Consider the following 25940-nt stretch of genomic DNA (forward strand, 5'->3'; position numbering starts at 1 on the left):
AACAAAAACAAACTCCAAACATCACACATTCCCGCCTCCACCCCCTAAACACCCCCCCCACACCCCCCCCCCCCCCCCCCGCGCCCCCCCCCCCCCCCCCCCCCCCCCCCCGGGGGGGGGGGGGGCCCCCACGACAAGTCTCCCCCGACTACGAGCAGGGGGGCACCGTGCCGCTCCACCAGAGGTAGTTCTGGGCGCTGTATGCGTCACCGAAGAAGCTGCCGTCGGCCAGGTAGTGGTTCAGGTGGTTCCACTTGGGGTCGCCGTTGACGGTCTGCCCGAAGCCCCAGCACAACATGTTCGCCTTCTGGTCCGCGTAGCCGCGGCCCTTCAGGTTGCAGCTCTGCGACGCGCAGCTCCGAAGGCCCACGCCACCGTCTCGGGTGTCGTAGCCGCCCCAGGCATCCGCTTGGGCCGTCCCGTTTCCGATACCGACTGCCGCGAGGCCCAACATCGCTGTGGCCACAGCGGTTGCCATCCTTCGCATGATCCCTCCCTAGCTCTCACCTTGGCTCCCGCTCATCGCAGGGGCCCTCAAGGGCAAACACGTGCGGGCAAGCCCGCCGAATAGCATGCATGTTCGCCCACGGCGAGAATGGCGCCACATCGGGATCAAGTACAGCGAGATTTCACACCATGCGATGCCAACAAGCCGACATCGGAGGGCAATTCGATGGCCATTCGATGACAGATCGAATCGGGGTGAAGTTGCTTACGGATCGCATCGAGCACAGATGATCGAAATCCATACCAAACCGATCAATCGCGCTGTTCGACGCCCCACGCGAGCGTCGGCGATGAGCTCGCGACTCGGCAGGACCTCCCCTCCGAGTGCCTCACAGACCATGGAAAAGTCCGGCACGGAATGGCGCATTACCGATGTGTCGGCGCTTCGAGGTGATGGCGATGGGAGAGCAAGCGCGAGCCCGGTCCCAGCAGGAAGTACCGAGCCTGACAGTCAGGCATTCCGGTGGAAACGAGACGTCCGGCAGCAACAGCGAAGGGCTCGAGACTGCACGCGGACTGTGTCATTGCCGCCCCCCTCGGGGACGGTACTCAAGGCCGAATGACCGAAATGTGTCGCTTTAATGCTTAGTCAATACTTGGTTTGATGAGATCAAAGTCGGAATGCGTCCACAACGCGGCTGCTGCGAGTGAGCCGCAGGGTTCCTGGGACGTGCTCGCAGGTGAAGCAGCCGAACGCGCGGTGACCATCACGGCCAGCAGCAGCCCGAGTATGTCCGTCACGATGCGCCTCTTGCGGCTGTTCATCCCTGACGGGTGGCACCTGCCCGGCAAACGCGAGGATCACGGTACTCAGACGCATGGCGCCGACCTACGTGTTCACTCCGGCAGGTGAGGTTTCGAGCAGCCCTCGGGGACGGCACCCTCACGACCGCTACCGTGGCGCCATGGGTGCAGCGGGCAGGGCGGGGCCTAGCTTTGGACCATGCTCGGTGAGGGCCACTGTCGATGCCTACGGCGAGAGCCGAACAACTCACACATCACCACTTCGGAACCGGCTTGTGGGGAGAGCAGGACATGGCGATCGCCGTTCGGGGCGCGGATCACGGCGAGCGCTCGCTCACCGACCTGATCGAGCGCTGTGCCGAGTTGAAGGGGGAGTTGGTCGCCTTCGCGCAGGGTGCGCGCTTCGACCGGTGGTTGACTCCCCTTCTGCTGGAGGCAGCCGGGCCTGAGCGGCTGCTGGACGAGGGTGAGGCGGTGCGGATCACCGACCACTTCATCCTGCGCTTCCGCCTGCCGGACGGTTCGACGGTGGTGGACCGGTTCGTCGGTGGGCGGCGGGACTTGGACGGGACCGACCGGGAGATGCTGCTCGGCTGGCGGGACCCGGTCGAGGGGATCTTCGAGATCCGCCGCAAGGACGGGGATGCCCTCGTCCTGCTGAACCTGATCGACGACCTGGAGTACCGCACGTACTCGAACGCCGGACGGGTCGCCTTCCGGGGAGTGACGAAGGGAGGGTTCCTCCACACCTGCCTGGTGCCGGTCTTCTCGGCCGACGGGACGTGGCTGGTCTCCGGGGCGATGTCGTTCCACCCCAAGTCCAGCGCCACCCAGATCGCCCGGGCCGCACTCCAACTGTCCACCAGCCATCCCGAGCTGGTCTTCCGCAACCCCGAGAAGATCGAGCAGGGATGGGAGTGGATGCGGGCGGACCGGGACGCGTTCGTCGAGTTCTTCGGCAGCGACGAACTGGTCCTTCCGCCCGCCGAAGCCGAGGAACGGCTCAACGCCTACTACCGGCACCGGCAGGAGGACGCCGCCGCCGGGCATCCCGACCGCGCCCGGGGCCGGCGGCTCCCGGGCCTCGACTTCCCGGCTTTCGAGCTGCCGCGGGACCTTGCGGACGCGGACACCGTCGGAGTCATCTACGACGAGGTCGACGGGCTCAACTTCTACGCGGACTACGGGCTGTTGCGGGACCTCTTCGCCGATCCTTCCCTCACAGGTCGCAAACCGCACCAGGACCTGCTGCGTACGTACCTGCGCGAGCAGTCGATCACGCCACTGCCGATCCGGCGACTGGCCACCGCCCACCCGGAGACCGCCGACTCGGTGTTCCGGAAGCTGCTGCGGAAACCCGGGTTCACCTGGAGCGAGCACGGCGAGGAACTGTTGCGTCGCCGCAAGCCCTGGTACTACGCGCAGGAGCCCCGGCCCGGTGTCTCCGTCGTCGGTGAGCGCCTCGGCGAACTGGCGGGCGACGGCAGCGGTTCACCAGCGCACGGCGCGTGCCGGGCCAGGCCCATCGCCCGTAGCCGGGAACGCCACGAACGCCGTGGCCGCCGTCGGTAGAAGGGCGCTGAAAGCCGCTGAAGGGCGGCCGGTCAGAGCTGGCGCACGGTGGGGAGGGTGGCTGTGCCATGCCGGCGGGCGTTGCGGCGGGCGAGGCCGGGGGAGTTGCCGGTGCCGAGGATCCGGCCGTCGGCGATCGCGATCCAGGTGCCCGGTGCCAGCCCGGTGGGCGGGGTGAGGGACAGGGCCGACGTCAGGGCGGGGTCCGGCTGGAGGCGGTCGGGGTGGGGGGCCGGCGACGTGGTGCCGGCGCGCCAGCGGGCCGTTGTCCGCTCGCCGCCCAGGCGGCGTGACCACACCACGTGCTGCACGACGATCAGGGGGCCGAGCACGGTCAGCAGGGGGAAGCCCTCCGTCAGCGCGCCCAGGGCGAACAGCGCGCTGACCGCGCTGGTCACGACCACTCCGACGGCTGCCGCGAGCAACGCGGCCGTCCGTCCGAAGGCCTTGGCGGCGACCAGCGGGAACAGCACGAGGAGCAGCAGGTCGCCGAGGCCCACGGCGACCGGCGGGCTGCCGCCCGTCAGGACGAGCATCGGGGCGAACGGCCTTCCCTGGACCTGGGTGACGAAGTTCGCGGTGACCTGCGTCAGGGTGGTCGCGACCAGGTCGTAGCAGGACAGGACGGCGGCCAGGCCGGCCGCGTGCGCCGATCGCATTCCGCTCTGCGTCCACAGGTTGGCCACGCCCACCACCGCGACGGCGAGCATCACGTCGGTGCAGGCGCGCACCGCGACGGGGTGGCCGCTGCACGCCGCCGTGGCTCCGGCGGCCACGAGTGCGAGGCCCCAGGCCCAGCGGCCGGAGCAGACCGGCGCCAGGGTGAACTGCACCGCCAGGCAGAGCACCAGGCCGAACAGCGCCGAGACGACCACGCCCGGCAGCTTGAGGTAGAGCAGCGGGGCCAGCACGACGCCGACGCACAGGACGGCGATGTCGCCGGAGGTGTAGACGCCCACCGGGGGCCTGGGCATCCGCACGCGGACGAGGTACCCCCCGGCCGCGGCCATCAGCAGGGCCACGCAGCAGCTCAGGGCGATGAGGGGGATCGCGTTCATGCGCCGCTCCCGGCCGGGACGCCGACCGGACGGGCCGACTCGAAGGTGTGTTCCCGCAGGTCCGCGCGGACCGGACTGGACGGCGGCAGTTTCGACCGGTCGTCGTGGAGCACGATGCCGGCCAGCGGCAGCCCCGCCGCCGACGCCCGCTCCTCCAGCCTGCGGTGCAGCGTCGCCGCGGGCAGCGCCCGGACCAGGAGGTGCAGCAGCGCACCGCCGTCCGGCTCCTCGGTGAGCGCGTACCGGGCCGGCAGCGGCACGTCCGGCTCCCCCTCGACCAGGTCGAGGACGTCCCTGGTCGGCACGGAGGCGCTGAGCGGCCCCGACCAGCGGCCCAGGACGGCGGACGTGGCCGGCAGGTGCGCCCACTCGCACCCGGTCTCGCCGACGGGCAGCCGGACCAGGTCGCCGGTGGCGTACCGCAGCAGCAGGGTGCACTCCCGGTAGGGCACGAAGGGGGTGTGCACCAGCATCCCGACCTCCCCCGGCGCGGTGGGCTCCCAGGTCTGCGGGTCGAGCACCTCCAGGTGCCCGAACTCGGTGGTGTGGTGCAGATGCCCCTGGGAGCACGGCGTGCCGCCCGAGGGGAGCGTCTCCGTCATCAGGTAGGACGTGGACACCGGTGCGCCGAACGCCGCTTCGGCCCGCTCCCGCAGGGGGGCCGACAGCACCTCGCCGCCCACCCCGATGCTCTCCAGCCCGAAGTCCGCGGACCGCCACCCGCCCTGTTCGGCCTCCTGCACGAGCGCGGAGAGGTACGACGCGGAGGCGGTGAGGTGGGTGATCTGCGGGGCCTTGCCGGGCAGGCCGAGCGGTGCGGCGAGGCGGTCCAGGGCGAGCGCGGGGTCGATCGTCCCGAACTGGACGAACGAGGCGCCGACCCGGGTGGTGGACTCCTCGGCGACGACCAGCGGCAGGGTGGCCCTGGAGCAGCCCGCGTAGGCCACGGTGTGCCGGGGGCGCAGCCCGAGGGTCAGGGCCGCCGAGATGGTGCTGAGGGCGATCGTGGTCTCCAACTCGGCCCGGGAGTACCAGACCGCGGTCGGGGTGCCGCTGGTGCCGGTGGTCAGCGCCATCAGGGCGGGCGCGGCGGCGGCGGAGACGAACGCGGCGGGCAGGCCGCGCAGGGCCGCCTTCGGGGTGACGGGCACCCGCGACCAGGTCTCCGTGTCGAGCGTCTCGGGGTCGATCCCGAGGTCGTCGAAGGTCCGCCGGTAGTAGGCCGTGTGGCGGACGGCGGCGCGCGCGGTGGCCCGCAGGCTCCGCCGGGTGACCGTGCGCCGCACCTCCGGGTCGACCTGGCCGGCCTGCCCCGGCAGCAGCGCCGAGTCCGCGCCCGGTTCGCCGAACTCGGCGAGCGTGCGGACCATGTCGTCGGCGATCCGCCCGAGGTCCTGGGGCCGGATCCTGCGGTTGAGCAGGATCGATGCGCCGTACCGGAGTTGACTCACCGCAGTGCCGAACACGAGACCTCCTGGAACCTGGGCCGGGGATGCTCACCCCGGCCCAGGCCGGGACGACTCGGTCAGGCCATGTGAGCGAACATGGCGGCGGTGAGGGTGCTCAGGGCGTACTTGAAGTAGTGCTTGACCATGTCAAGACCTCCTGGTGGGGGTGGCCGGCGCGGCCGGGCACGCCACGATGACGTGTGCCGGCGCCGGTGGGTGGGGAGTGCAGTTTAGGGAATCGAACAATGCGCGACCAGGGGTGAGACGGCATCAAATTCCGCACCCCGCAACGGCGGTGGCGCAGCTACGGGTGCGGGCGGGTGCGCTGGGCCGGGAGGCGGGGCTCGGGGGCGCGGCGGGCGATCTCGGCGAGGGTGTGGAAGAGGACGTCGCCGAGCAGGACCGGCTCGCGGGAGGCGTCCGGGGAGACGTCCGGGAAGACGTCCCGGGAGGCGTCCGGGGAGGCGGCGGGCGGGACGGTCGGGGGAGGCTCGTCTCGGAGCTGGCGAGTGGGCATGGCTCTTCCTGCCGACGGGGTGGCCGTGCACACTCCTGCCCGTCGCGCTCCGGGGACACCCCGGCCGGCGGGCGAATAGGCCGGAAACGGCGTCTTGAGGGCCGAAAGCCACAGGTCCGGCGGGTCGGCAGCCCGGTCCCGGCGGGTCGGCGACCCGGGCCCGGCGGGTCGGCGGCGCCGTCCTGCGGGTCCGCGACGAGGTCCGTCCTCGCCGGTGACCGGTGCGGCACCGATGGGCGAAGATGGACCGGTGACCGAAGCCCGTACCGCCCCCCGCCTCATCGCCACCGACCTGGACGGCACCCTGCTGTGCGCCGGCGGCACCGTCAGCGAACGCACCGCCGCGGCCCTCGCGGCCGCGGAGGCGGCCGGGGTGCAGGTGGTGTTCGTCACCGGGCGGCCGCCGCGCTGGATGCAGCAGGTGAGCGCGCACATCGGCGGCCACGGGGTGGCGATCTGCTCGAACGGCGGCGCGGTGGTGGACGTGCGGCGCGGTGAGCTGCTGGAGTCGTTCCCGCTGCCGGTGGAGACCACCCTGGCGGTGGTCGAGGTGCTGCGCGCCAAGCTGCCCGGCACCGCGTTCGCCTTCGAGCACCCGGACGGGTGGGCCCGCGAGCCCGAGTACGCGGTGCCGATGTGGGGCGACGACCTGGAGCACGCGGTCGGCCCGGCGGAGGAGCTGCTGAGCGCCGGCGGTCCGGTCCGGGGCCTGTTCAAGCTGCTGGCCAAGCACCCCGACCTCGACCCGGACACGTTCCTCGTCCAGGCCCGGGAGGTGGCCGGGCACCTGGCCGAGATCACCCGCTCGGCGCCGATCCCGCTGCTGGAGATCAGCGCGCCCGGCGTCACCAAGGCCAGCACGCTGGCCCGTTGGTGCGCCGGGCACGGGATCGACCGGAGCGAGGTGGTGGCCTTCGGCGACATGCCGAACGACCTGGAGATGCTGGACTGGGCCGGCACCGCGTACGCCGTCGCCAACGCGCACCCGCAGGTGCTGGCGGCGGTGCCGCTGCACACCGTGAGCAACGAGCAGGACGGCGTCGCGGCGGTGCTGGAGGAGCTGCTGCGGCTCCCCCAGCTCCCGTAGCCCCCTGGCTCCCCCGGCTCCCGTAGCCCCCCAGCTCCCCTGGCCCCCCCAGGACGTACCGGCCGGGCCTAGCCGAAGCGGCCGTTCACGTAGTCGGAGGTCCGCTGGTCGCGCGGGTTGCCGAAGACCTGCGCGGTCGGCCCGGCCTCCACGATCCGGCCCGGGGTGTCGTGGGTGGCCAGGAAGAAGGCGCAGGTCTGCGAGACGCGCTGGGCCTGCTGCATGTTGTGGGTGACGATCACGATGGTGAGCCGCCCGCGCAGTTCGGCGATGGTCTCCTCGACCCGCCGGGTGGAGGTCGGGTCGAGCGCGGAGCACGGCTCGTCCATCAGCAGGATGTCCGGCGAGACCGCCAACGACCGTGCGATGCACAGGCGTTGCTGCTGCCCGCCGGAGAGCGCGCCGCCCGGGGTGTGCAGCCGGGTGGAGATCTCGTCCCAGAGCCCGGCGCGGCGCAGGCTGGTCTCCACCAGGTCCCGGCGCTCCTCCTTGGACACCTTGATCCCGGCCAGCTTCAGGCCGCTGGCGACGTTGTCCTGGATGGACATCGCCGGGAACGGGTTGGGCCGCTGGAACACCATGCCGATCCGGCGCCGCACCTCGGCGGGGCGCCGGCCGGGGCGGTAGACGTCGTCGCCCTCCAGCAGCACCTCGCCGGCGAGCGCGGCGCCGCGCACCATCTCGTGCATCCGGTTGAGGATCCGCAGGTAGGTGGACTTGCCGCAGCCGGACGGGCCGATCAGCGCGGTGACCTCGCCGGCCGGCATCGCCAGCGAGACCCGCTCCAGCACCTTGCGGGCGCCGAACCAGGCGGAGACGTCCCTGGTCTCCAGCCCGGCCAGCGGCTCGCCGCCGGGGTGCGGGTCCGGCGGCAGCGGCGGGAGGGTGAGGGTGTCGGCGGCCGGGTCGGTCGCCGGGGCGCCCGCCGTGCCCAGGCCGGCGGTCGGGCTGTCGGTCATCGGTGCATCCGTCATCGGTACGGCCTTCCGGGGGCGCTTCAGTAGAGGTTGGGCAGCAGGGCCGCGGCGTTCTCGTAGACCGCCCAGAGCAGCGCGCCGAGCACCGGCGCGAGGCTCAGGTAGGCCGCCGAGGCCCGCCAGTACCGGGCCAGCAGGAGCGCGCCGAGCACGGCGCCCAGCAGCCCGAGCGACCACAGCTGCAGCGTGGCCAGCGCGCCCTTGTCGGCGGCCAGCGCCTTGTCGTACGGGACGGTCCGGGGCCGGCCGCCGGGGTTCTGCTCGGGGTCGCCGTCCAGCCGGGCGCCGACCATCACGGTCGAGCCGGGGATCCAGTCGGAGTCCCCGGTGACCAGGACGAGGCGGTTGCGGGCCGGGTCGGTGATCGGGTGGTCGCCGTCGCCGTACACGTTGACGGTGTAGGTGAACTTGCCCTGCCCGGTGGTGGCCTCGATCTTGTCGCCGACCCGGAGCCCGGACAGCTCGGCGAAGGGCGCGCCGAAGGTGGCGCCGCGGCCGAACAGCACCGCGACGCCGCCCTGGCCGGGCAGGGCGGTGTCCCGGCGGTGGCCGGGTCCGCGCATGAGGTCCCGGCCGGTGGTGCCCTCGACCACGACGGCCTGGTGCAGGCCGATCGCCGGGATGTCCAGCAGGGCCACCGGGGCGCCGTCGGCGGCGGCCCCGGTGGGGGCGACGGCCCGGGCGAGCTGGTCCCGGAAGGTCTTGTACGCGGTGGACTGGAAGTGCCGTTCCTGGACGTGCGAGAGCGTGAACAGGTAGCCGACGAAGCCCAGCACCAGCGCGGCCAGCAGGCAGGCCACCCGGGCGCCCTGGAGGAGACGGCGCCGCCCGGGGGCGGCGGCGGGCCCGGCCGCGGAGGTCGCGGCGGGCGGGCCCGCGGGCGTGGCCGGCCGCGCGGGGGCGGCCGGCTTCTCCAGCACCGGGGCGGTCACGAGGCGCCGTCCGAGGACTTGCGCCGGCGCAGCAGCCGCCGGCCGAGCAGCGGCGGGACGAGCACCACGGCGAGCAGTTCGAGGGCGGTGAGCGTGCTCAGCGTCCAGTCCTCGGGCTTGCCGGACACCTCGACCACGTTCGCCGCGACCTCGGTGCTGCCGCCGCGGCCGCGGGCGACGACCTGGCCGGTCTGCGGGTCGACCACGTCCTCGGTGCCCGGGTCGCCCGGTGCGGCGTCGGCCGCGTTCGGGTCCGTGCCGGCCGCGCCGTCGGCCGCCGCGGCGCCGTCCCCGGTGCCGCCGGTGCCCGCGGCGCCACCGCCCGCGCCGCCACCGCCCGTGCCGCCGGACGCGCCGGACCCGCCTGCGGCCGTGCCGTTGCCGGTCCGGCCCGAACCGCCGGCGGCCGTGCCTCCGGCACCCCCGGTACCGCCCGTGCCGCCGGTGCCGCCGGCCGCGCCGCCGCCGGTGCCGCCCGAACTACCCGCGCCCGAACCGGTCTTGACCGGCTGACCGCCCTGCACGGTGCAGTCCAGCGGAGCGCCCTGCTTGTCGCAGGGGCTGGGCTGCGGCGCGTTCTTGAGGACGGTCAGCTCACCGGCCGAGTTGAAGGTCGGGTTCGCGCAGTTGGAGAGGGTGTCCGGGTCGACGGGGCTGGCGTTGCCCGGAATGCTCTTGGTCTGCAGCAGCCCGCCCTTGACCAGGTTGCGCGGGATCGGCGAGTAGCCGAGGCCGTCCGCCTCGCCCTGGCCCTCGCACAGCACGTAGGCGAGGAAGCGGCTGAGTGCGCCGCCCTTGTCGTTGTTGAAGCGGGGCGGCGGCTTGAGCTCCGCTCCGGCGCGCGGCACGATCACGTAGCTGTAGCTGGAGATCGGGTAGGCACGGGGGTCGTCCATCGTGTAGACGCCGTCGAGGTTCTGCTGGAGGTAGTTCGGGTCGGTCGCCGGGGTGTTGTCGTCGACGCCGCGGATCTTCGCCGCGGTGAGCGCGACCGCCACGTTGGAGGCCGTCGGCAGGGAGTAGTAGCCGGCCTTGTTGAGCACCTTCACGACCGGCCAGTTGCTGCGCTTGGCGAAGGCGTACTCGTCGTAGCCGATGGTGCCCTGGCCGATCGAGGACTTGATGTAGCCCGCGACGATGTCGGAGCCGTTCTGCGCGGTCATCCGGCCGGACGGCGGGAAGAACTCGGTGTAGTCACCGCAGGTGGTGCCGTTGACGGACTTGCAGTAGTCGTCCCACTGGCCCTGGTAGCTGTGCTCCATCCAACGGGTGAACTGCGCGGTGGCGCCGGAGCCGTCCGAGCGGACCACCGGGGTGATCGGCATGCTCGGCAGCGGCTTGCCGTAGTCGGCGGTGATCTTCGGGTCGTTCCAGTTGGTGATCTTGTTGGTGAAGATGTCCACGATGGTCTGCGGGGAGAGTCGCAGGTCGCGGACCTGCTTGCCGCCGACCTGCAGGTTGTACATGAAGGTGGTACCGCCCGCGGTGATCGGCACGTACGAGAAGCCGTAGACCGGGTTCTCCCGGCCGCCCTGGCCGCCGGTGCGGGCCGATTCGCTGAGGCCGGTGTCATCCCCGCTGCGGAACGGCACGTCCGAGGCGGTGAAGTCGGTCTGCCCGTTGCTCCAGGCCGTACGGCCGGCGGCCGAGCCGACCGGGTTGAAGTTGATCTGGATGCCCTGCGGCCCGACGTCCTGGCGCCACTGGTCGATCGCCGGACCGGACCAGCTGGACCCCTGGGCGCTCAGCGCGACCGACGCCGCGAACGCCTGGGCGCCCTGCCCGAGCAGCAGTGAGGCCGCGGAGAGCGACAGGGACAGCAGCACGGCCAGGGTGCGGGCCACGGGGCGGCTTGCGGCCTCCCACGACATGGGAACTCCTCTGGTACGGAGGGTGGTTGGGCTGGGCATCAGCGCTTCTCCGGCTGGACGGCGTACGGGCGGGCGACGGCGGCCGCGGCGGCCGCCTCGAGACGGCGGGCGTCCCGGTTGATCCGGCGCTTCTGACTCCGCGTCAACTGGCCGGGCCGACGGCCGCCGAGCACCCGGGCGGTGACGAACAGGACCAGCACCACGGCCATCAGGGTCAGGCCCGCGGCGAAGGCCCGCGCGACCATCTCGGGGTAGGGCTGCTTGACGTAGTTCCAGATGTAGAGCGGCAGCGACACCTGGGGCTCGGTGAACGGGTCGGCATTGAACTGCGCGGTGAAGCCCGAGGTCAGCAGCACCGGCGAGGTCTCGCCGACGCCGCGCGCCATGCCGAGCACCACCGCCGTCACCAGGCCGGGCCGGGCGGTCGGCAGCACCACGTTCCACACCGTCCGCCACTGGCTGCCACCGAGCGCGTACGAGGCCTCGCGCAGGGTGCCCGGCACCAGCCGGATGACCACCTCGGCGGCCCGGGTGACGATCGGCATCATCATCACGGTCAGCGCCAGCGAGGCCGCGAACCCGCTCTGCTCGAACCCGAGGGTGAGGATCACCACGCCGAGCACGAACAGGCCCGCGACGATCGACGGCAGCGCCGTCATCGCCTCGACCAGCGTCCGCACCGGGCGCGCCAGCCGGCCGCCGACCTCGGACATGAAGACCGCCGCGGCGATGCCCAGCGGCACCGCGAACAGCGTGGCCAGGCCCAGCTGTTCGAGCGAGCCGACGATCGCGTTGAGCGCGCCGCCGGAGGTGATCGGGGAGAGCGCGGCCGTCTTCTCCATCGACTCGGTGAAGAAGTTCAGGTGCTGGGCCGCCTCGGAGCCGCGGACCACCAGATAGCCGATCTGGTCGACGATCAGCGCGAGCACCAGCAGTCCGGAGCTCCACGCGACCACCGACACCAGGCGCTCGCGCACCAGCAGCCTGCCCCACTGGAGCCGCCCGAGGGTGAAGTAGCCGGCCAGGAACAGCACGTACCAGCAGACCAGAAAGCCGAACGCGCCGCTGAACGGCAGGATCCGCTCGTAGCACATCCAGTCCAGTGCCAGCGAGCCGACCAGCGAGCCGGCCACGGTGAGCACGTCCTCGCGGGTGACCCCTCCGAGCTTCACCCGCCGCTCCGGGCGCGGGGGTACGGGGGCGGGGGCGGGCGGCGCCTCGGCGGGCTCGGACGCGGCCACGGGTGGCAGGTCGAGCGTGGTCATCGGGTCGTCCCTTCAACGGGGTTGGTCATGTCGGCCGCCCTTCTCAGTCCGCGGTCGAGGCGCCGGAGCGCGACCGGTTGATCACGAAGCCGGCCGCGACGTTGACCAGCAGGGTCAGCGCGAACAGCACCAGGCCGGCCGCCATCAGCGCGGAGAGCGACAGCGCGTCCGACTCGCCGAAGCGCAGCGCGATCAGCGCCGAGATCGAGTTGGCGCCGTTCTCGAGGATGTGTGTGATGGTCTTGAAGTTCGGCGAGATGATCAGCGCGACGGCGATCGTCTCCCCCATCGCCCGGCCGAAGCCCAGCATCACCGCGCCGATCACACCGCCCTTGCCGAACGGCAGCACCACCGCGCGCACCATCCCCCAGCGGGTCGAGCCGAGCGCGTACGCGCCCTCCCGCTCGCCCTGCGGGGCCTGGGAGAACACCTCCCGGCTGAGCGAGGTGACGATCGGGATGATCATCAGGGAGACCACGACGCCCGCGATGAAGGTGGACGAGGTGTAGGACGTCCCGATGTCGCCGGTGCGCACCTTCAGGAAGGGGATCGCGTCGCCGAGGTGGTTGGCCAGCCAGCGGACGAAGCCGATGATGCGCGGCTGGAGGAAGAACAGCCCCCACAGGCCGTAGATGATGCTGGGGATCGCCGCCATCAGGTCGATCAGCGAGACCAGCACCGAACGCAGCCGCACGGGCGCGTACTCGGAGATGAAGACCGCCGTGGTCAGCGCCACCGGGACGGCGATGGCCAGGGCGATCACGGCGATCAGCAGGCCGTTCGGCAGGACGGCGGCGATGCCGAAGTTGTGCGCGGCGGTCTGCCACTTCTGCTCGGTCAGGAACGACCAGCCCACCGCGCGCAGCGCGTCCGTGCCGCGCAGCAGCAGGAAGAACGCGATCAGCCCCATGATGGCGAAGACCGAGATCCCGGCGAGCCGCAGCACGCCGCGGAACACCCGGTCGCCGGGGGTGGCGGGGGCGGTGATGACGCGCGGGACGTCGGGGTCGGGCTGGCCGTCGGGGTGGCCTGGCGCCCCGGCGTACGGTGCCGCGGGCTCGGCGGCGGCTGTCATGGTCTGCTCTCCGTGCTCGGGTACGGGTGCCGGGGCGGTGCCCCGGCCTGGACGGCGGCCCGACGAAAGCGTCGAAGGCGGCTCGGTCGGCTGGTTCGTGGTCGTCGGTCGGTCCGGTCGCGGGCGCGCGAGCGGCACGAATCGGGCTGCGGGCCTGGTCGGCGGGCGGCAGGGAGGACGAGTCGGCGGGGCCGGAACGGCGGCCCCGCCGAGTCGTCCGAGGTACGCCGGCGTCAACCGGCGCAGGTGTCGACCGCGGGCGTCAGCGGCCCCAGCGGCGGCGACGCACCCGCGACCAGCCCTCGCGCAGCCCGGTCAGCGCCTTCTGCCCGGCCGGAGTACCGCCCAGCAGCAGCGTCGCCGGTCCGCCGACCAGCAGCACCAGGCCGCCGATCAGCGCGATCGGGAGCAGCAGGCGGGCCATGCCGGAGCGGTCCGCCGCCGGCGTGCCGGCCGCGACGGGCGCCACCGTGATCGGTTTGCCGGACGCGGAGGGGGTGGCGGCCTTCGCCCCGCCGGCCGTTGCGGCGGCCGGGACAGCGGCGGATCCGCCGCTGCCGGCCGTGCCGCCGGTCGTCCCGGTGGAACCGGTGGATCCGATGGAGCCGGAGCCCCCGGTGCCACTGGTCCCGCCGGTCGTGCCGAAGGTGTTGCCGTCGGCCGGGGTGTCCCCGGTCCCGCCGGCCGCCGTGCCGCCGTCGCTCACGGGCGCGGGCGCGGTGCCGGGAGCGGCGCCGTCCGTGGAGCCCGATCCGCCCGCCGGGGTGCCCCCGGTGCCGCCGGTCGTCCCCGGGTCGGGGGTGACGGGGGGCGGGTTCGGCGGCGCGGCCTGGTTGCCGGGCAGCTTGCCGTCCTGCGTCTCCACGTGCGAGGCGGCGTCCGCCGCCTGCGCGCGCTGGGCGTTGTTCAGGGCGAGGAAGCCCTGCGCCAGCCGGCCGGGCTCGGTGCCGTACACCTGGCCGCTGGTCGTCACCGTCTTCAGGAACTTGGCGATCGCCGCCGCCTTGGCGTCGGGCACGCCCTTGGTCGGCACCATCGCGTACTGCACGCTGGTCAGCGGGTAGGCGAACTGGTCGTGGGCGTACGCCGTGTCGGCGACGCCGTACGGCAGTTGCTGGACACCCGTCGACGCGTCCACCGTCATGTCCGCCACCGCGGACTGGAAGCTGGACGTGCTGGGCGAAGCGAACCCGCCCGCCGGGTTGAGGAGTTGGGCCTCGGGGAGCGCGTAGGCCTTCGCCTGGCCGGCGTCCATGATCGAGAACAGCGTCCGGCTGCCCGGGTCCATCGGCGCGCACTGGTTGTGGCCGCCGTCGGGCTGGATGGTCGGATCGATGCAGGTCGGCTTGTTCTGCAGCAGCTTCCGCGCCACGTCACCGAGCCCCGTGGTGACCGGATTCCACTCGTACTCGCGCCAGTTGCTGCGCGGCTGCGTCGTCGCCCCGACCAGCCCGGAGGAGTCCTGCCGGGCGAAGGAGTCGGTCGGGTAGCCGGAGAAGGCCGGCCGCAGGTAGTACGTGTCCACGCGCATGCCCCACGGGTCCGGCTCGCCGTCCAGGAAGCGCGCGGCGTCCGGGTCGGAGGCGATCCACGAGGTCAGCTGGTACACCAGGTCCGTCGTGCCGCCCACCACGATGGGGCTGGACTGCGAGACCGCGCAGGACGTCGGCCACTTCAGCCCGCTCTCCGGCGGCAGCGGGTTCAGCTTCAGGAACTCCTGGTCCCGGAAGATGCAGGTCGGGTTGCCCTTCACGGAGGCGATCACGCCTCCGGCGGGCGAGTACGACTGGGTGAGCAGCTTGGCCAGCAGCCGGGCGTTGAGCTTCATGTCCCTGATCTGCCGGCCGGTCGACGGGTCGTCGACCACGAAAGCCACCGACACGCCAGAGGCCGCCAACGGCGCGTAGACGTAAGGGCGTTGAGGCGTCGACGTGTCCGGACGGACCGTCAGGGCGACGTCCGTCGCTCCGCCGAGGAAGTCGGCCCGGGCCTGCGGCTCGCCACCGGCGGGAAGGTACTGGAAGGCCAACGGGTTGTCGCCCAGGCACAGGCCGGAACGCCACAGCTGCACGGCCCGGTTGGCCGCCTCCAGGCCTGCGGCACGGAACGCCGACGTCTGCGCCTCGCAGGCGGCCGGCGTGGGCGCAAAGGCCAGCGGGACCACGGACCGATTCTCCCAGGCACACTGCTCGCCGCTTGACATGCCGTTGGCCGCGTCCTTGCCGAACACCTCGTCCGCCGCGAGCTTGTATCCGGTGGTGAGATCGAGGGTGTGGTTCGTGCAGTCCACGGTCTGCTGCGGATTCGTCTGGCCGAGGCTGTCACCGCCGTAGTTGGCCTCCACCACCAGGGAACACGGGTGGGTGGCGTCGCAGGCCAGGCTCGGGCTCTGCAGCCCCGTGTACAGCTCGATGGTCGCGGCTCCCGTACCGTCCATACTGGTGGGGGAGATCACCATGTTGGTCGGGAAGTCCGGCGCAGGCACGTCGGTCTTCCGCTGCTGGAACCCGGCAGCCGGATCGAGCCCGTACATGGTGCTGCCGTAACAGTCGGTGACCTTTGGATCGGTGCCGCGGCACTCGTAGATCCGGACGGCGAAGAAGGAGTAGGCGTCGCCGGGCTTCACGATCGTCCTCGGCTGGCCGTTGCCGTCCGTGGTCGGGGTGAAGCCGCTCCAGGAGAGCTGGACCACCTGGTTGGTGAGGTCCTTCGACTGCGAGAGCGTGATGCTCCCCTGCTTGCCGTACGTCCCGGTGCTCGGGTTCCAGAGCTTCGGCCCCTTCACCGTCACCGTGGACGACGCCGCCACCGCCTGTGGCACCGCCCCCAGGCCGATCGGCACCACCCCTAGGGCCACCACCACCGACCACACCATCGCGATCGCCGGCCATCGGCGACGCCACCACCCCGGATCCCTCCGGTCGGGTAGTCGGACTCTCATGGCGGGCACCTCCGTGCGAATCCGCGCCGCCCAGCACGCGGCGCAAGGGGGATCAGGCATGCGGACGACCGGACGGTTCCGGTACCTGACCATTGCGCCAGCCGGATATGGCCGGATCCGGTCGACAGGGTGTACGAGACCCCAACGCGGCACCCATGGAACGGAGTTGCGTCGTCCGAATGCGTACGGGCCCGCACCGGGGTGCGGGCCCGCAGATCACCCCGCGGTCATCGCGGGCCGGGGGTCAGCTGCCCGGGGTGAAGGACAGGTCGAGCGAGCCGACCGACTGGCCGCCGGTGAAGTACGTGGTGCCGAGGGCCTTGTCCAGGTACTGCGCGCCCTCAGCGTCCACCTGGAGGCTGGACGCGGTGAGGCTCTGCGTGGTGCCGGTGCGGCCGACCTGGGTGTCGCCCAGCGGGTCCAGCAGCGCCACCGGGTTAGTGCCGCCGTCCGGGACGGCCGTGATCTTCCAGCTGCGAACGCCGAAGTCGAGCTGCTTGAAGACGACGCTCTTGCCGTTCGTGACGTTGAAGAAGAGCAGGCTGCCACCGAGCTGCACGTCCCCGGAGAAGGACGGGATGTTGGCCGCTCCGCCGGTCACCGGGAAGGTCGCGGTGATGGCGTTGTTGGCGGCGGCCGCGGTGGCCGGCGTCAGCGGGACGACGACGATGCCCTTGAGCACCGACTTGGCCAGGAACGCGCCGTCGACGGTGATCACGGCGTTGCCGGTGGGCGCGGTGGCGGTGGTGTCGGCCACGGCCACACCGCCGACACCGGTGACTGCCAGGACGACGGCGGCACCGGTGGTGGCGAGGCGAATGCCGGTTCTTGCCATGCTGAACTCCTTGGGAGAGGTGGGGTGTTGCGGGTCAGGCGATGGGTCAGCTGTGAGTGGCGCTGCCGCAGGCGAAGGCCGGAAGCGGCAGGAAGCCGAAGCTCTTCAGGTCGGCAAACGCGGTGGCGTTGGTGCAGAGCCAGCCGTTCCGGCCGAAAACAGCGCGCAGTGCGACACCGTGGGCGTCCGTGGCGAACCACTCGGCGTCGCGGACCACGTTGTAGAGGACGGTGCTGTACATGGTGCCGACGAGGGCGTTGGAGATCACCTTGTTGACGGTGTCGACCGGCGCGATGCCGTTCACGCTGCGGATGGTCAGCGGGCCCTGCACGTCGGTGCCACTGCCCCGGCCGAAGTAGACCTGGCCGATGTAGTGCCCCACCGAGTAGGGCACCAGCGCGTCGGGGTCGTTCAGTTGGGCGTCGCTGCCTTCGTTCTCCTGCACGCCCTGGGTGACGCAGAGGCCGAAGGAGGAGACGCCGATGGCGGACAGGAAGATCGCGCCGGTGCCGGAGCCGGTCGGCAGGAACGGCTTGATGGTGGTGTTGGGCAGGCCGGGGTCGATCTGGTCCCAGGTGGTGATGCTGCAGGTGTAGATGTCCAGGAGGTTCTGCGTCGTCAGGTTGGCCGGCGCGTTGCCCCCGGACTTGGCCGCCCAGGACACCGCGTCCCGCGCGTACGCCACGAAGTCGAAGGTGTTCGGGTCGGTCGACGCCGGACCGCGCTCGGAGCGAACGAAGTCCACCGTCGCACCGGTGTTGTTCCTCAGCACGTTGATGCCGGCGCCGGCCCCGTTCGGGCGGGCGATGGAGGCGGCGCCGGACTTGGTGGTGATCGGCGAGGTACCGGTCGCGTCCCAGCTGTACAGGCGCGGCGTGGTGGTGTTGCTGCTCGGAATGGTGGCGTTGTAGTCCGCCGAGAACTGGTTCATCAGCGGCTGGGTGACGCCGTCCCCCACCCCCACGATGTCCCGTGCGGCCGGCAGCGACGTCGGATCGGCGGCCCCCGTGCCGCCGGTCGCGGTGACGACCGCCGTCGCCAGAGCGGCGGCGGCGAGCAGCTTCTTCGTCGTTCCACGCATGGTCCCGGGCCCCTTCGACGGCTCCTCCGATGGCCGGCGGCCACGGGCGCTGAGCCCGTGGCCGCCGGATGGTGCGGGGTGGATCAGGAGTGGGTGACGCTGCCGCAGGCGCCGGCCGGCAGCGGCAGGAAGCCGAAGCTCTTCAGGTCGGCGGACGCGGTGGCGTTGGTGCAGACCCAGCCGCTGGTGCCGAAGATGGCGCGCAGCGCGGTGCCGTGGGTGTCGGTGGCGATCCAGTCGGAGTGACGGACCACGTTGTAGACGCTACGGGCGTAGGAGGTGCCGGCGAAGGCGTTGGTGATCACCTTGTTGGTGGTGTCGACCGGGGCGACGCCGTTCACGTTGCGGATGGTCAGCGGGCCCTGGACGTCGGCGCCGCTGCCCTTGCCGTAGTACACCTGGCCGACGTAGTGGGCGACGGAGTAGGGGACCAGCGCGTCGGGGTCGTTCAGCTGGGCGTCGCTGCCCTCGTTCTCCTGGACACCCTCGGTGACGCAGAGGCCGAAGGCCGAGACGCCGATGGTGGAGAGGAAGAAGGAGCGGGTGCCGGAGCCGGACTGCGGCAGGAACGGCTTGATGGTGGTGCTGGGCAGGCTGGGGTCGATCTGGTCCCAGGTGGTGACGTTGCAGGTGTAGATGTCCTTGAGGTTCTGCGTGGTCAGGTTGGCCGGCGCGTTGCCGCCGTTCTGGGCCGCCCAGGACACCGCGTCCGTGGCGTACGCCACGAAGTCGAAGGTGTTCGGGTCGGTCGACGCCGGGCCGCGCGAGGAGCGGGCGAAGTCCACGGTGGCGCTGGTGTTGTTCTTCAGCGCGGTGATGCCGGCGCCGGAGCCGTTCGGGCGGGCGATGGAGGTGGCACCGGTCTTGGTGGTGATCGGCGAGGTGCCGGTCGCGTCCCAGCTGTACAGGCGCGGGGTGGTGGTGTTGCTGCTCGGAATGGTGGCGTTGTAGTCCGCCGAGAACTGGTTCAGGACGGCCTGGGTGGTGTCGGAGCCGACGCCCACGATGTCCTTGGCGGCCGGGAGCGACGCCGGGTCGGCCAGGGCGGTGCCGCTGGCGACGGTGGCCAGGGAGGTCGCCAGGGCGGCAATGGTGAGCAGCTTGGCAGCGGTCTTACGCATGTTTCTCTTCCTCCGGTGGGAGAGACGTCCATCGCGTGGACCCGTGCTCTGGTTGGGAGCCCGGGGCCGGTGGCCGCGTCCGCTGCGGCCGCTCCGGCAGTGCAGATCCTGTCCGGCCCGGAGGTTCCGCCGGAAGGGAGGTCGAGGGCGGGCCGGGATTGTCGACTCATCGGTTCGACGAGGTTTAGCGACTGGTCAGCGCGGGCGTGGCGGAGGGGAAAGGGGGTGGCCGGAGGCCGGTGACGTTCTTCTCCAGGTGGCGACTCGGGGTGTTGCCGGAAACCTGCGCTTCACCGGAACTGCACGTGGGCCCCGACCGCCTCACAGCGGCCAGCGGCCGTCCCGACCACCCCGCCGCAACTCCTGCCCCACCCACTGGAGTCCGGCCAGGAAGCCCTCGGCGCCGGCCTGGCACTGGTCGCGCCGCAGGTAGCCGCGGGCGCTGCGCGCCACCGGCGCGGGCTCGACCCCCGTCCGCCGGGTGCTGCGCGCCGGCAGGTAGGCGGACCACACCCACTGCCGGCCCTCGGACTGGGCCACCGAACATCGCAGGGCCGCCCGCTCGATCAGCAGCACCCGGACCGCCTCGGCGAGTTCCTCCTCGCTGCGGTAGGTGCGCACGCCCACGCCGAGCGGCCGCCCGTTGGCGGCGCGCAGCGCCCAGCCCAGGCAGCGTTCGGGTGCGGGGACGATCAGCAGACGGGGGCCGCGCCCCTCAGCGGCCATCGGGGCGTCTCAACGAGACGGTGTTCCGGGGAAGTTCACGGCCCGGCAGGTCGCGGGCCGGTCGTTCCCGACCGGACTGCTCACGAACGAGCCGCTCACGAACGGATTGGTCGCGAACTGCTTGGTCGCGAACCGATTGGTCGCGACCGGGACGGTCACGCCCGGGCAGCTCCCGGGCGGGAAGGTCCCGGACGGGCAGGTCCCGCGCGGGCTGTTTGGCCAGCAGCACGACGAAGCGCCGGAAGGCGTTCTGGCAGGTCGCGTACCGCTCGTACGCGCGGCTGGAACGCACCTCGGGCAGGCTGCGCGAGCCTGGGACGACCCAGATCCAGCCGATGCCGTCCCGGACGTGGGTGATCCGCGCGGTGAGTTCGGCGGCGCCGACGCGTAATCCGTCGAAGCCGCGCTCGGCCTCGACGGGCGTCTCGAACATGGCGGCGGTGATGGCCACCACCCGGCCGTTCGGCGCCTTCAGTTGCCAGCGGTACCGCCCGTCCGGGGCGCGCTCCGTCCTGAACCCGCCTCGACTTGCCCCTGCTGCGGTGTTCCCGCGGCCAGACGCGTCCACTGCTCCCCCCGTCCGGTTACCCCTCCGAGACCGGTGCAAAGCTATGTGTGCACACGGACCCACGGAAAGCCCAGAACGTTCACAACTTGCGGTGTTGGTCGGGAAGTTCTCCCTCGTTTAACTTTCACTGGCCAACCGCCGAGGAGGATCGGGCCGGGCTCAGAGCCGGGCCGTCCAGCGGACCAGGGTGCCCTTCCCGTACGGCCCGGCCTCGTGCCAGGCGGCGCCGCCGAGCGCCTCGGCCCGCCGGGTCAGGTTGAGCAGGCCGCTGCGGCGGCCGCCCTCCGGGATGCCGACGCCGTCGTCCGTCACCGTCAGCAGCACGCCCGGGCGCCCGCCCCGGTCCAGCGACTCCGGGTCGCCGCTCACCGGTCGGCCGGCGTCGTCCAGGTGGGCGGTCGCGTCGATCTCGACGCCGACCCGGGAGGCCCGCGCGTGCCGGGCCGTGTTGGAGAGCATCTCCCTGAGCGCGGCGAGCAGTTGACGGCCGTTCTTCTCCTCGACCAGGCTCTCCACCGGCCCGACGAAGCTCACCGAGGGCTTGAAGCCGAGCGCGGCCGCGGCCTGGCTGGCCTCGCGCAGCACCCGGGTGCGCAGGGTGTCCGGCGCGTCGCCGTGGTTGTCGTGCTGGAGGGCGTAGATGGTGGTGCGGACCTCCTGGATGGTGGCGTCCAGCTCGTCCACCGCCTTGCCGATGCCGACCTTCACCTCGGGCACCACGGACCGCCGGGCCGCGCTCTCCAGCATCATCCCGGTGGCGAACAGCCGCTGGATCACCAGGTCGTGCAGGTCGCGGGCGATCCGGTCGCGGTCCTGGAAGACGGCCAGGCGCTGCTGGTCGCGCTGGCCCTCGGCGAGCCGCAGGGCCAGCGCGGCCTGCGAGGCGAAGGTCTCGGCGAGCTGCTTCTCGGTGTCGGTGAACGGCAGGGCGCCGCGCGGGCGCCAGACGCAGAGCCCGCCGAGCACCCGCCCGGCGGCGACCATCGGGACGGCCATGGACGGGCCGAAGGCGCGGGCGAGCCGGATCTCGACGGTCGGGTCGCTGGACATGTCGTCCAGGTAGACGCTCTCCCCGGCGAGCAGCCGGGCCGCGAAGCTCTCCCTGGGCAGCAGCTCGCCCCGGACGAACTCGGCGGCCTCGCCGGAGGCGTGGGCGACCCGCATCTGCCCGTCGCCGTCCTCCGTCGGTTCGGTCGGGAGCAGGATCATGCCGAGCGCGGCGTCCGCCAGCTCGCGGACCTGCTCGGCCGCGACGGTGAGCGCGCTCTCGGCCTGGTCGGTGGAGAGCAGCGCCGTGGTGACGGCGGAGGCGCCGGCGATCCAGCGTTCCCGGCGCCGCCCCTCCTCGTACAGCCGGGAGTTCTCGATGGCGACGCCGGCCGCCGCGGCGAGCGCGTGCACCACCTGTTCGTCCTCGGGGGTGAAGGCGCCGCCGCCCTTCTTCTCGGTGAGGTAGAGGTTGCCGAAGACCTCGTCGCGGACCCGGATCGGCTCGCCGAGGAAGGTCTTCATCTCCGGGTGGTGCGGCGGGAACCCGGAGGAGCGCGGGTCGGCGCCGAGCTCGGCGAGCCGCAGCGGCTCGGGGCGGTCGATCAGCGCGCCGAGGATGCCGCGGCCGGCGGGCAGGTCGCCGATCTCGGCGGCGGTCTCGTCGTCGACGCCGACGTGGATGAAGTCGGCCAGGCCGGTGCGGCCGGGGGCGATCACGCCGAGGGCCGCGTACCGGGCGTCGACGAGTTCGGCGGCGCCGGTGGCGATCCGGTGCAGGGTGGCGTGCAGGTCGAGCCCGGCGCCGATGGAGACCACCGCCTCCAGCAGCCGCTGCATCCGGTCGGTGACCGCGGCGGCCGACTGCAGGCGTTCCGCGACCTCGGTGACCAGGGTGTCCAGCCCGAGCGAGGCGATCTCCGGCACCCGATGGGGTGTCGGCTCGGGCGCGGCGGCGGAGGGCTCTGGCGTGGGGTCCATGCAGAAAGCCTAGTTTGTACGCTTTTCATCCGAAGGATGGGCGCGACTCGGAAAACGCGCCCTGACCGGGCCCGACGAGCGGCCCCCCACCGATCCGAACGAGCGGCCCGACCAGGCCGAACGGGCGGCCCCGACCGGGTCTAACAGGTGGCCCCGACCGGCTCCAGCAGCCCGTCCGCCTCCTGCTCCCGCCGCCACATGGCGTGCAGCCGCCCGTCCCGGTCCGCGACCAGCTCCGACCAGCGGCCGCGCTCGGCGACCCGGCCGCCGTCCAGCACCAGCACCTCGTCGACGGTGGTGTCGTCCAGGCCGGCCAGCCGGTGGGTGATCAGCACGGTGGTGCGGCCCTCGGTGGCGGCCAGCAGGTCGGTGGTGAGCGCGTCGGCGGTGGGCAGGTCGAGGTGTTCGGCGGGCTCGTCCAGGACGAGCACCGGGAAGTCGGCGAGCAGGGCCCGGGCCAGTGCGAGCCGCTGCCGCTGGCCGCCGGAGAGCCGGGCGCCGTGCTCGCCGACCATGGTGTCCAGGCCGTCGGGCAGGGTCAGCGTCCAGTCCAGCAGCCGGGCGGCGGCGAGCGCGGCGCGCAGGTCGTCCTCGGTGGCGTCCGGCCGGGCCAGCCGCAGGTTCTCCCGCAGCGAGCTGTCGAAGACGTGGGCGTCCTGGGCGCACAGTCCGATCACCCGGCGGACGTCCTCGCCCGCGAGCGCGCGGCTGTCCACAGCCTGTGGACGGCCGTCGGCGAAGGTGACGCCGCCCGCGCTCGGCTCCAGGAACCGCAGCAGCGCCTGGGCCAGGGTGGTCTTGCCGGAGCCGGACGGGCCGACCACGGCGATCCGGCGGCCGGCCGCGAGGTCGAGGTCGACGCCGGTGAGCGCGTCCACGGCCTGCCCGGGGTGCCGGACGGTCAGTCCGCGCACGGCGACCGGCAGCGGCTGTTCGGGCAGCGCGGCGGGCGCGGCCGGCTCCTGGACGGCGGCCTCGGCCTCCAGCACCTCGTCCAGCCGGGCCCGCGCGGCCCGGCTGCGCTGGCGCGCCTGGACGGCCAGCGGCATCCCGGTGACGGCCTCGAACGCGGCCAGCGGAGTGAGCACGACCACGGCCAGGCAGACCGGCGCCAGCGCGCCGCCGTGCACTCCCTGGACGCCGACGGCCGCCGCGGCGGCCACGGTCAGCCCGGTGAGCAGCGCGATCAGCCCGGTGCCGAGCGCGGTGGTGGCCGCCGAGCGGGCGGCCAGCCGGGTGAGCGCGGCGTCGGCGCCGTGGACGGCGGCGAGCCGGCCGGGCAGCGCGCCGGCCACGGTGAGTTCGGCGGTGCCGGTGAAGGCGTCGACGACGGTGGTGGCGAGCCGCCCGCGCTCGGGGGCCTGCCGCCGTTCGGCACCGGCCGACCAGCGGGCCGCCAGGGCGGGCACCACCGCGCCCGCGAGCAGCAGCCCGACCCCGAGCACGACCCCGGCGGCGGGCAGGAAGGCGCCCATCGCCACCGCGGCGGCCAGCGAGACCACGCCCGCCACGGCGGCCGGCAGCCGCCAGCGCAGGTGGTGGTCCTGGATCGCGTCGACGTCGGCGACCAGCCGGGAGAGCAGGTCGCCGCGCCGGAAGGCGGGCAGCCCGGCCGGGGCGAGCGCGGTGAGCCGCCGGTAGACGGCGGCCCGCAGGGTGCCGAGGGTGCGCAGCACGGCATCGTGCGAGACCAGCCGTTCGGCGTAGCGGAAGACGCTGCGGCCGATGCCGAAGGTCCGTACCGAGGTGACGGCCATCATCAGGTAGAGCACCGGCGGCATCTCGGAGGCCCGGGAGATCAGGTAGCCGGAGGTGGCCATCAGCGCGACGGCGCAGCCGAGGGCGAGCGCGCCGAGCAGGACGGACAGCGCCAGCCTCGGGGTGGCGGCGGCGGTCTCGGGCTCGTCCTCCGTCGTGGCGGGGGCGGGCGTCGGCCGCCCGCTGTGCGCGGGCCGCTCGACCGCAGCAGAGGACGCGGCCGCAGCCGGGGCGGGCGCCCCCGCCAGCCGGACCCGGTGGTCGGCGACGGCCAGCAGCGCCGGCCGGTGGGCGACGATCAGCACGGTGCGCGCCGGGTCCTCGGCGAGCGTCCGGACGGCGTCCACGACGGCGGCCTCGGAGGCGCCGTCCAGGTTGGCGGTCGGCTCGTCGAGGAGGACCAGCGGCCGGTCGTCGGCGAGCAGGACGCGGGCGAGCGCGAGCCGCTGGCGCTGCCCGGCGGAGAGCCCGGCACCGTCCTCGCCGAGCGGGGCGTCCAGCCTGGTCACGAAGTCGAGCGCGTGCGCGGCCCGCAGCGCCGTCCACAGCTGCTCGTCGGTGGCGTCCGGGCGGTAGAGCCGCAGGTTGTCGGCGACCGTCCCGGCGAACAGGTGCGGGTGCTGCGGCACCCAGGCGATCTGCCGCCGCCAGCTCGCCGGTTCCAGCGCGGCCAGGTCGTGGGTCCGCCCGTCGGCGGCGGTGATCCGGACGGTGCCGGCGTCCGGGGCGACGAGGCCGAGCAGCACGGCGAGCAGGGTGGACTTGCCGGCCCCGCTCGGGCCGGTGAGGGCGGTGGTGGTGCCCGGGCGCAGGGTCAGCGCGGCGCCGTCCAGCGCGGGCTCGGTCCGGCCGGGGTGGCGCACGACCAGGTCGGCGGCGGTGACGGCGGCCCCGGTGAGGGCGGGTGCGGGCACCGTGCCGGCGGCGGGCAGCGGGGTCTCCAGTACCTGGAAGATCTCGTCGGCGGCGGTCAGGCCCTCCACGCTGGAGTGGTAGAGCGCGCCGACCTGGCGGATCGGGAAGTACACCTCGGGGGCGAGGATCAGGATCAGCAGCCCGGTCTCCAGGTCGAGCGTGCCGTCCACCAGCCGGAAGCCGACGGTGACCGCGACCAGTGCGACCGACAGGGTGGAGAGCAGTTCCAGCGCGAAGGAGGAGATGAAGGCGATCCGCAGGGTGCGCAGGGTGGCGCGGCGGTAGTCGGCGGTGATCCTGGCGATGGTGGCGGCCTGGGCGCGGGCCCGGTTGAACACCTTGAGGGTGGGCAGCCCGGCCACCACGTCGAGGAAGTGGTGCGAGAGCCGGGCCAGGGTGCCCCACTGCCGGTCCATCCGGCTCTGGGTGGCCATCCCGATCAGCACCATGAACAGCGGGATCAGCGGGAGCGTGCCGGCGATGATCGCGGCCGAGGTGAAGTCGGCGCCGACGATCCGCAGCAGCACGATCACCGGGACGACGACGGCGAGCGCCAACTGCGGCAGGTAGCGGGCGAAGTAGTCGTCCAGCGCGTCGATGCCGCGGGTGGCGAGGGTGGTGAGTTCGCCGGTGCGCCGGCCCGCCAGGTAGGCCGGGCCGAGCGCGGTGGCGTGGTCGAGCAGCCGGCGCCGCAGGGTGGACTTCACCCGGGCGACGGACCGGTGCGCGGTGAGTTCGGTGAGCCAGCCGACCAGCCCGCGCCCGACGGCCGTCAGGGCGAGCAGCAGCAGCGGCGTGGTCAGTTCGCCGAGGGTCGCCTGGCGCTGGAAGGCGCGGACGACGATCTCGGCGATCAGACTCGCCTGGGCGACCACCAGGGCCGCGCCCGCCCCGCCGAGGAGCACGGATCCGGCGAGGAAGGCACGGGTGGTGCGGGCGTACCCGAGGAGTCGGGGGTCGACCGGCTTCACGGC

19 protein-coding genes are annotated in these 25940 nt (G+C 72.9%); 2 read left to right on the plus strand and 17 right to left on the minus strand.

What is annotated here, in order from left to right; genetic code table 11:
* Positions 1-148 precede the first annotated feature (148 nt).
* Positions 149-370, minus strand: a complete 222-nt coding sequence (locus ACFVTF_RS00630; protein ID WP_387807331.1) for a hypothetical protein — start codon at positions 368-370, stop codon at positions 149-151.
* A 1172-nt stretch (positions 371-1542) separates the two neighbouring features.
* Here ACFVTF_RS00630 and ACFVTF_RS00635 point away from each other — a divergent pair.
* A complete protein-coding gene (locus ACFVTF_RS00635) occupies positions 1543-2823 on the plus strand; it encodes a hypothetical protein (RefSeq protein WP_387807334.1) in 1281 nt (426 codons plus the stop codon).
* Positions 2824-2855: 32 nt separating this feature from the next.
* Here ACFVTF_RS00635 and ACFVTF_RS00640 read toward each other — a convergent pair whose 3' ends face one another.
* From ACFVTF_RS00640 to ACFVTF_RS00650, 3 genes are all read right to left on the minus strand, one after another.
* Positions 2856-3881 carry a hypothetical protein gene (locus ACFVTF_RS00640; RefSeq protein WP_387807337.1) on the minus strand — a complete coding sequence of 342 codons (1026 nt, stop codon included), beginning with the start codon at positions 3879-3881 and terminating at the stop codon, positions 2856-2858.
* Positions 3878-5347: a phenylacetate--CoA ligase family protein gene (locus ACFVTF_RS00645; RefSeq protein ID WP_387807340.1), complete on the minus strand. Its 1470-nt coding sequence runs from the start codon at positions 5345-5347 to the stop codon at positions 3878-3880. The genes ACFVTF_RS00640 and ACFVTF_RS00645 overlap by 4 nt, the downstream gene beginning before the upstream one ends.
* Before the next feature lie 286 nt (positions 5348-5633).
* Entirely contained in the window at positions 5634-5846 is a 213-nt protein-coding gene (locus ACFVTF_RS00650; RefSeq protein ID WP_387807343.1) for a hypothetical protein, read from the minus strand.
* Positions 5847-6078: 232 nt separating this feature from the next.
* Here ACFVTF_RS00650 and ACFVTF_RS00655 point away from each other — a divergent pair, with 232 nt between their 5' ends.
* Positions 6079-6933: an HAD family hydrolase gene (locus tag ACFVTF_RS00655; RefSeq protein ID WP_387807346.1), complete on the plus strand. Its 855-nt coding sequence runs from the start codon at positions 6079-6081 to the stop codon at positions 6931-6933.
* A gap of 68 nt (positions 6934-7001) precedes the next feature.
* Here ACFVTF_RS00655 and ACFVTF_RS00660 read toward each other — a convergent pair whose 3' ends face one another.
* The 13 genes from ACFVTF_RS00660 to cydD all read right to left on the minus strand — a co-directional run bounded on the left by ACFVTF_RS00660 (position 7002) and on the right by cydD (position 25937).
* Complete coding sequence (locus tag ACFVTF_RS00660) at positions 7002-7892, minus strand: phosphate ABC transporter ATP-binding protein (RefSeq protein ID WP_387807349.1); 891 nt, start codon at positions 7890-7892, stop codon at positions 7002-7004.
* A gap of 38 nt (positions 7893-7930) precedes the next feature.
* Complete coding sequence (locus tag ACFVTF_RS00665; protein WP_387807352.1) at positions 7931-8842, minus strand: class E sortase; 912 nt, start codon at positions 8840-8842, stop codon at positions 7931-7933.
* On the minus strand, positions 8839-10713 hold the full coding sequence (locus ACFVTF_RS00670; RefSeq protein ID WP_387807355.1) for a phosphate ABC transporter substrate-binding protein PstS: 1875 nt from the start codon (positions 10711-10713) through the stop codon (positions 8839-8841). Before ACFVTF_RS00670 ends, ACFVTF_RS00665 begins: the two co-directional genes overlap by 4 nt.
* A 38-nt stretch (positions 10714-10751) precedes the next feature.
* The gene (pstA, locus tag ACFVTF_RS00675) at positions 10752-11978 is read right to left on the minus strand and encodes a phosphate ABC transporter permease PstA (RefSeq protein ID WP_387807358.1); all 1227 of its coding nucleotides are present in this window, start codon (positions 11976-11978) and stop codon (positions 10752-10754) included.
* A gap of 43 nt (positions 11979-12021) precedes the next feature.
* Positions 12022-13053 (minus strand): phosphate ABC transporter permease subunit PstC, encoded by a 1032-nt coding sequence (pstC, locus tag ACFVTF_RS00680; RefSeq protein ID WP_387807361.1) that lies wholly within the window; start codon positions 13051-13053, stop codon positions 12022-12024.
* A gap of 262 nt (positions 13054-13315) precedes the next feature.
* Positions 13316-15916, minus strand: coding sequence for a hypothetical protein (locus tag ACFVTF_RS00685; RefSeq protein ID WP_387807364.1), 2601 nt, complete (start codon positions 15914-15916; stop codon positions 13316-13318).
* A gap of 322 nt (positions 15917-16238) precedes the next feature.
* Positions 16239-16829, minus strand: coding sequence for a hypothetical protein (locus ACFVTF_RS00690; RefSeq protein ID WP_387807367.1), 591 nt, complete (start codon positions 16827-16829; stop codon positions 16239-16241).
* A 46-nt stretch (positions 16830-16875) separates the two neighbouring features.
* Positions 16876-17910, minus strand: coding sequence for a substrate-binding domain-containing protein (locus ACFVTF_RS00695; RefSeq protein ID WP_387807370.1), 1035 nt, complete (start codon positions 17908-17910; stop codon positions 16876-16878).
* 83 nt (positions 17911-17993) lie between these two features.
* Positions 17994-19031, minus strand: a complete 1038-nt coding sequence (locus tag ACFVTF_RS00700) for a PstS family phosphate ABC transporter substrate-binding protein (RefSeq protein WP_387807373.1) — start codon at positions 19029-19031, stop codon at positions 17994-17996.
* 321 nt (positions 19032-19352) lie between these two features.
* Positions 19353-19757 carry a hypothetical protein gene (locus ACFVTF_RS00705; RefSeq protein WP_387807376.1) on the minus strand — a complete coding sequence of 135 codons (405 nt, stop codon included), beginning with the start codon at positions 19755-19757 and terminating at the stop codon, positions 19353-19355.
* On the minus strand, positions 19747-20208 hold the full coding sequence (locus ACFVTF_RS00710; protein WP_387807379.1) for a hypothetical protein: 462 nt from the start codon (positions 20206-20208) through the stop codon (positions 19747-19749). The genes ACFVTF_RS00705 and ACFVTF_RS00710 overlap by 11 nt, the downstream gene beginning before the upstream one ends.
* A gap of 276 nt (positions 20209-20484) precedes the next feature.
* Positions 20485-22293 (minus strand): GAF domain-containing protein, encoded by a 1809-nt coding sequence (locus ACFVTF_RS00715; protein WP_387807381.1) that lies wholly within the window; start codon positions 22291-22293, stop codon positions 20485-20487.
* A gap of 140 nt (positions 22294-22433) precedes the next feature.
* Positions 22434-25937 (minus strand): thiol reductant ABC exporter subunit CydD, encoded by a 3504-nt coding sequence (gene cydD, locus ACFVTF_RS00720; protein ID WP_387807385.1) that lies wholly within the window; start codon positions 25935-25937, stop codon positions 22434-22436.
* Between the last annotated feature and the right edge of the window lie 3 nt (positions 25938-25940).

The organism is Kitasatospora sp. NPDC057940 (assembly GCF_042887425.1).
In the GTDB taxonomy this organism is placed as follows: Bacteria; Actinomycetota; Actinomycetes; order Streptomycetales; family Streptomycetaceae; genus Kitasatospora.

Bases quoted from the DNA above. Each gene is read 5' to 3' on its own strand.
- ACFVTF_RS00635 (WP_387807334.1), top strand. From the start codon at position 1,543: ATGGCGATCGCCGTTCGGGGCGCGGATCACGGCGAGCGCTCGCTCACC.
- ACFVTF_RS00640 (WP_387807337.1), bottom strand. From the start codon at position 3,881: ATGAACGCGATCCCCCTCATCGCCCTGAGCTGCTGCGTGGCCCTGCTG.
- ACFVTF_RS00650 (WP_387807343.1), bottom strand. From the start codon at position 5,846: ATGCCCACTCGCCAGCTCCGAGACGAGCCTCCCCCGACCGTCCCGCCC.
- ACFVTF_RS00655 (WP_387807346.1), top strand. From the start codon at position 6,079: ATGGGCGAAGATGGACCGGTGACCGAAGCCCGTACCGCCCCCCGCCTC.
- ACFVTF_RS00660 (WP_387807349.1), bottom strand. From the start codon at position 7,892: ATGACCGACAGCCCGACCGCCGGCCTGGGCACGGCGGGCGCCCCGGCG.
- ACFVTF_RS00670 (WP_387807355.1), bottom strand. From the start codon at position 10,713: ATGTCGTGGGAGGCCGCAAGCCGCCCCGTGGCCCGCACCCTGGCCGTG.
- pstA (WP_387807358.1), bottom strand. From the start codon at position 11,978: ATGACCACGCTCGACCTGCCACCCGTGGCCGCGTCCGAGCCCGCCGAG.
- pstC (WP_387807361.1), bottom strand. From the start codon at position 13,053: ATGACAGCCGCCGCCGAGCCCGCGGCACCGTACGCCGGGGCGCCAGGC.
- ACFVTF_RS00690 (WP_387807367.1), bottom strand. From the start codon at position 16,829: ATGGCAAGAACCGGCATTCGCCTCGCCACCACCGGTGCCGCCGTCGTC.
- ACFVTF_RS00695 (WP_387807370.1), bottom strand. From the start codon at position 17,910: ATGCGTGGAACGACGAAGAAGCTGCTCGCCGCCGCCGCTCTGGCGACG.
- ACFVTF_RS00700 (WP_387807373.1), bottom strand. From the start codon at position 19,031: ATGCGTAAGACCGCTGCCAAGCTGCTCACCATTGCCGCCCTGGCGACC.
- ACFVTF_RS00705 (WP_387807376.1), bottom strand. From the start codon at position 19,757: ATGGCCGCTGAGGGGCGCGGCCCCCGTCTGCTGATCGTCCCCGCACCC.
- ACFVTF_RS00715 (WP_387807381.1), bottom strand. From the start codon at position 22,293: ATGGACCCCACGCCAGAGCCCTCCGCCGCCGCGCCCGAGCCGACACCC.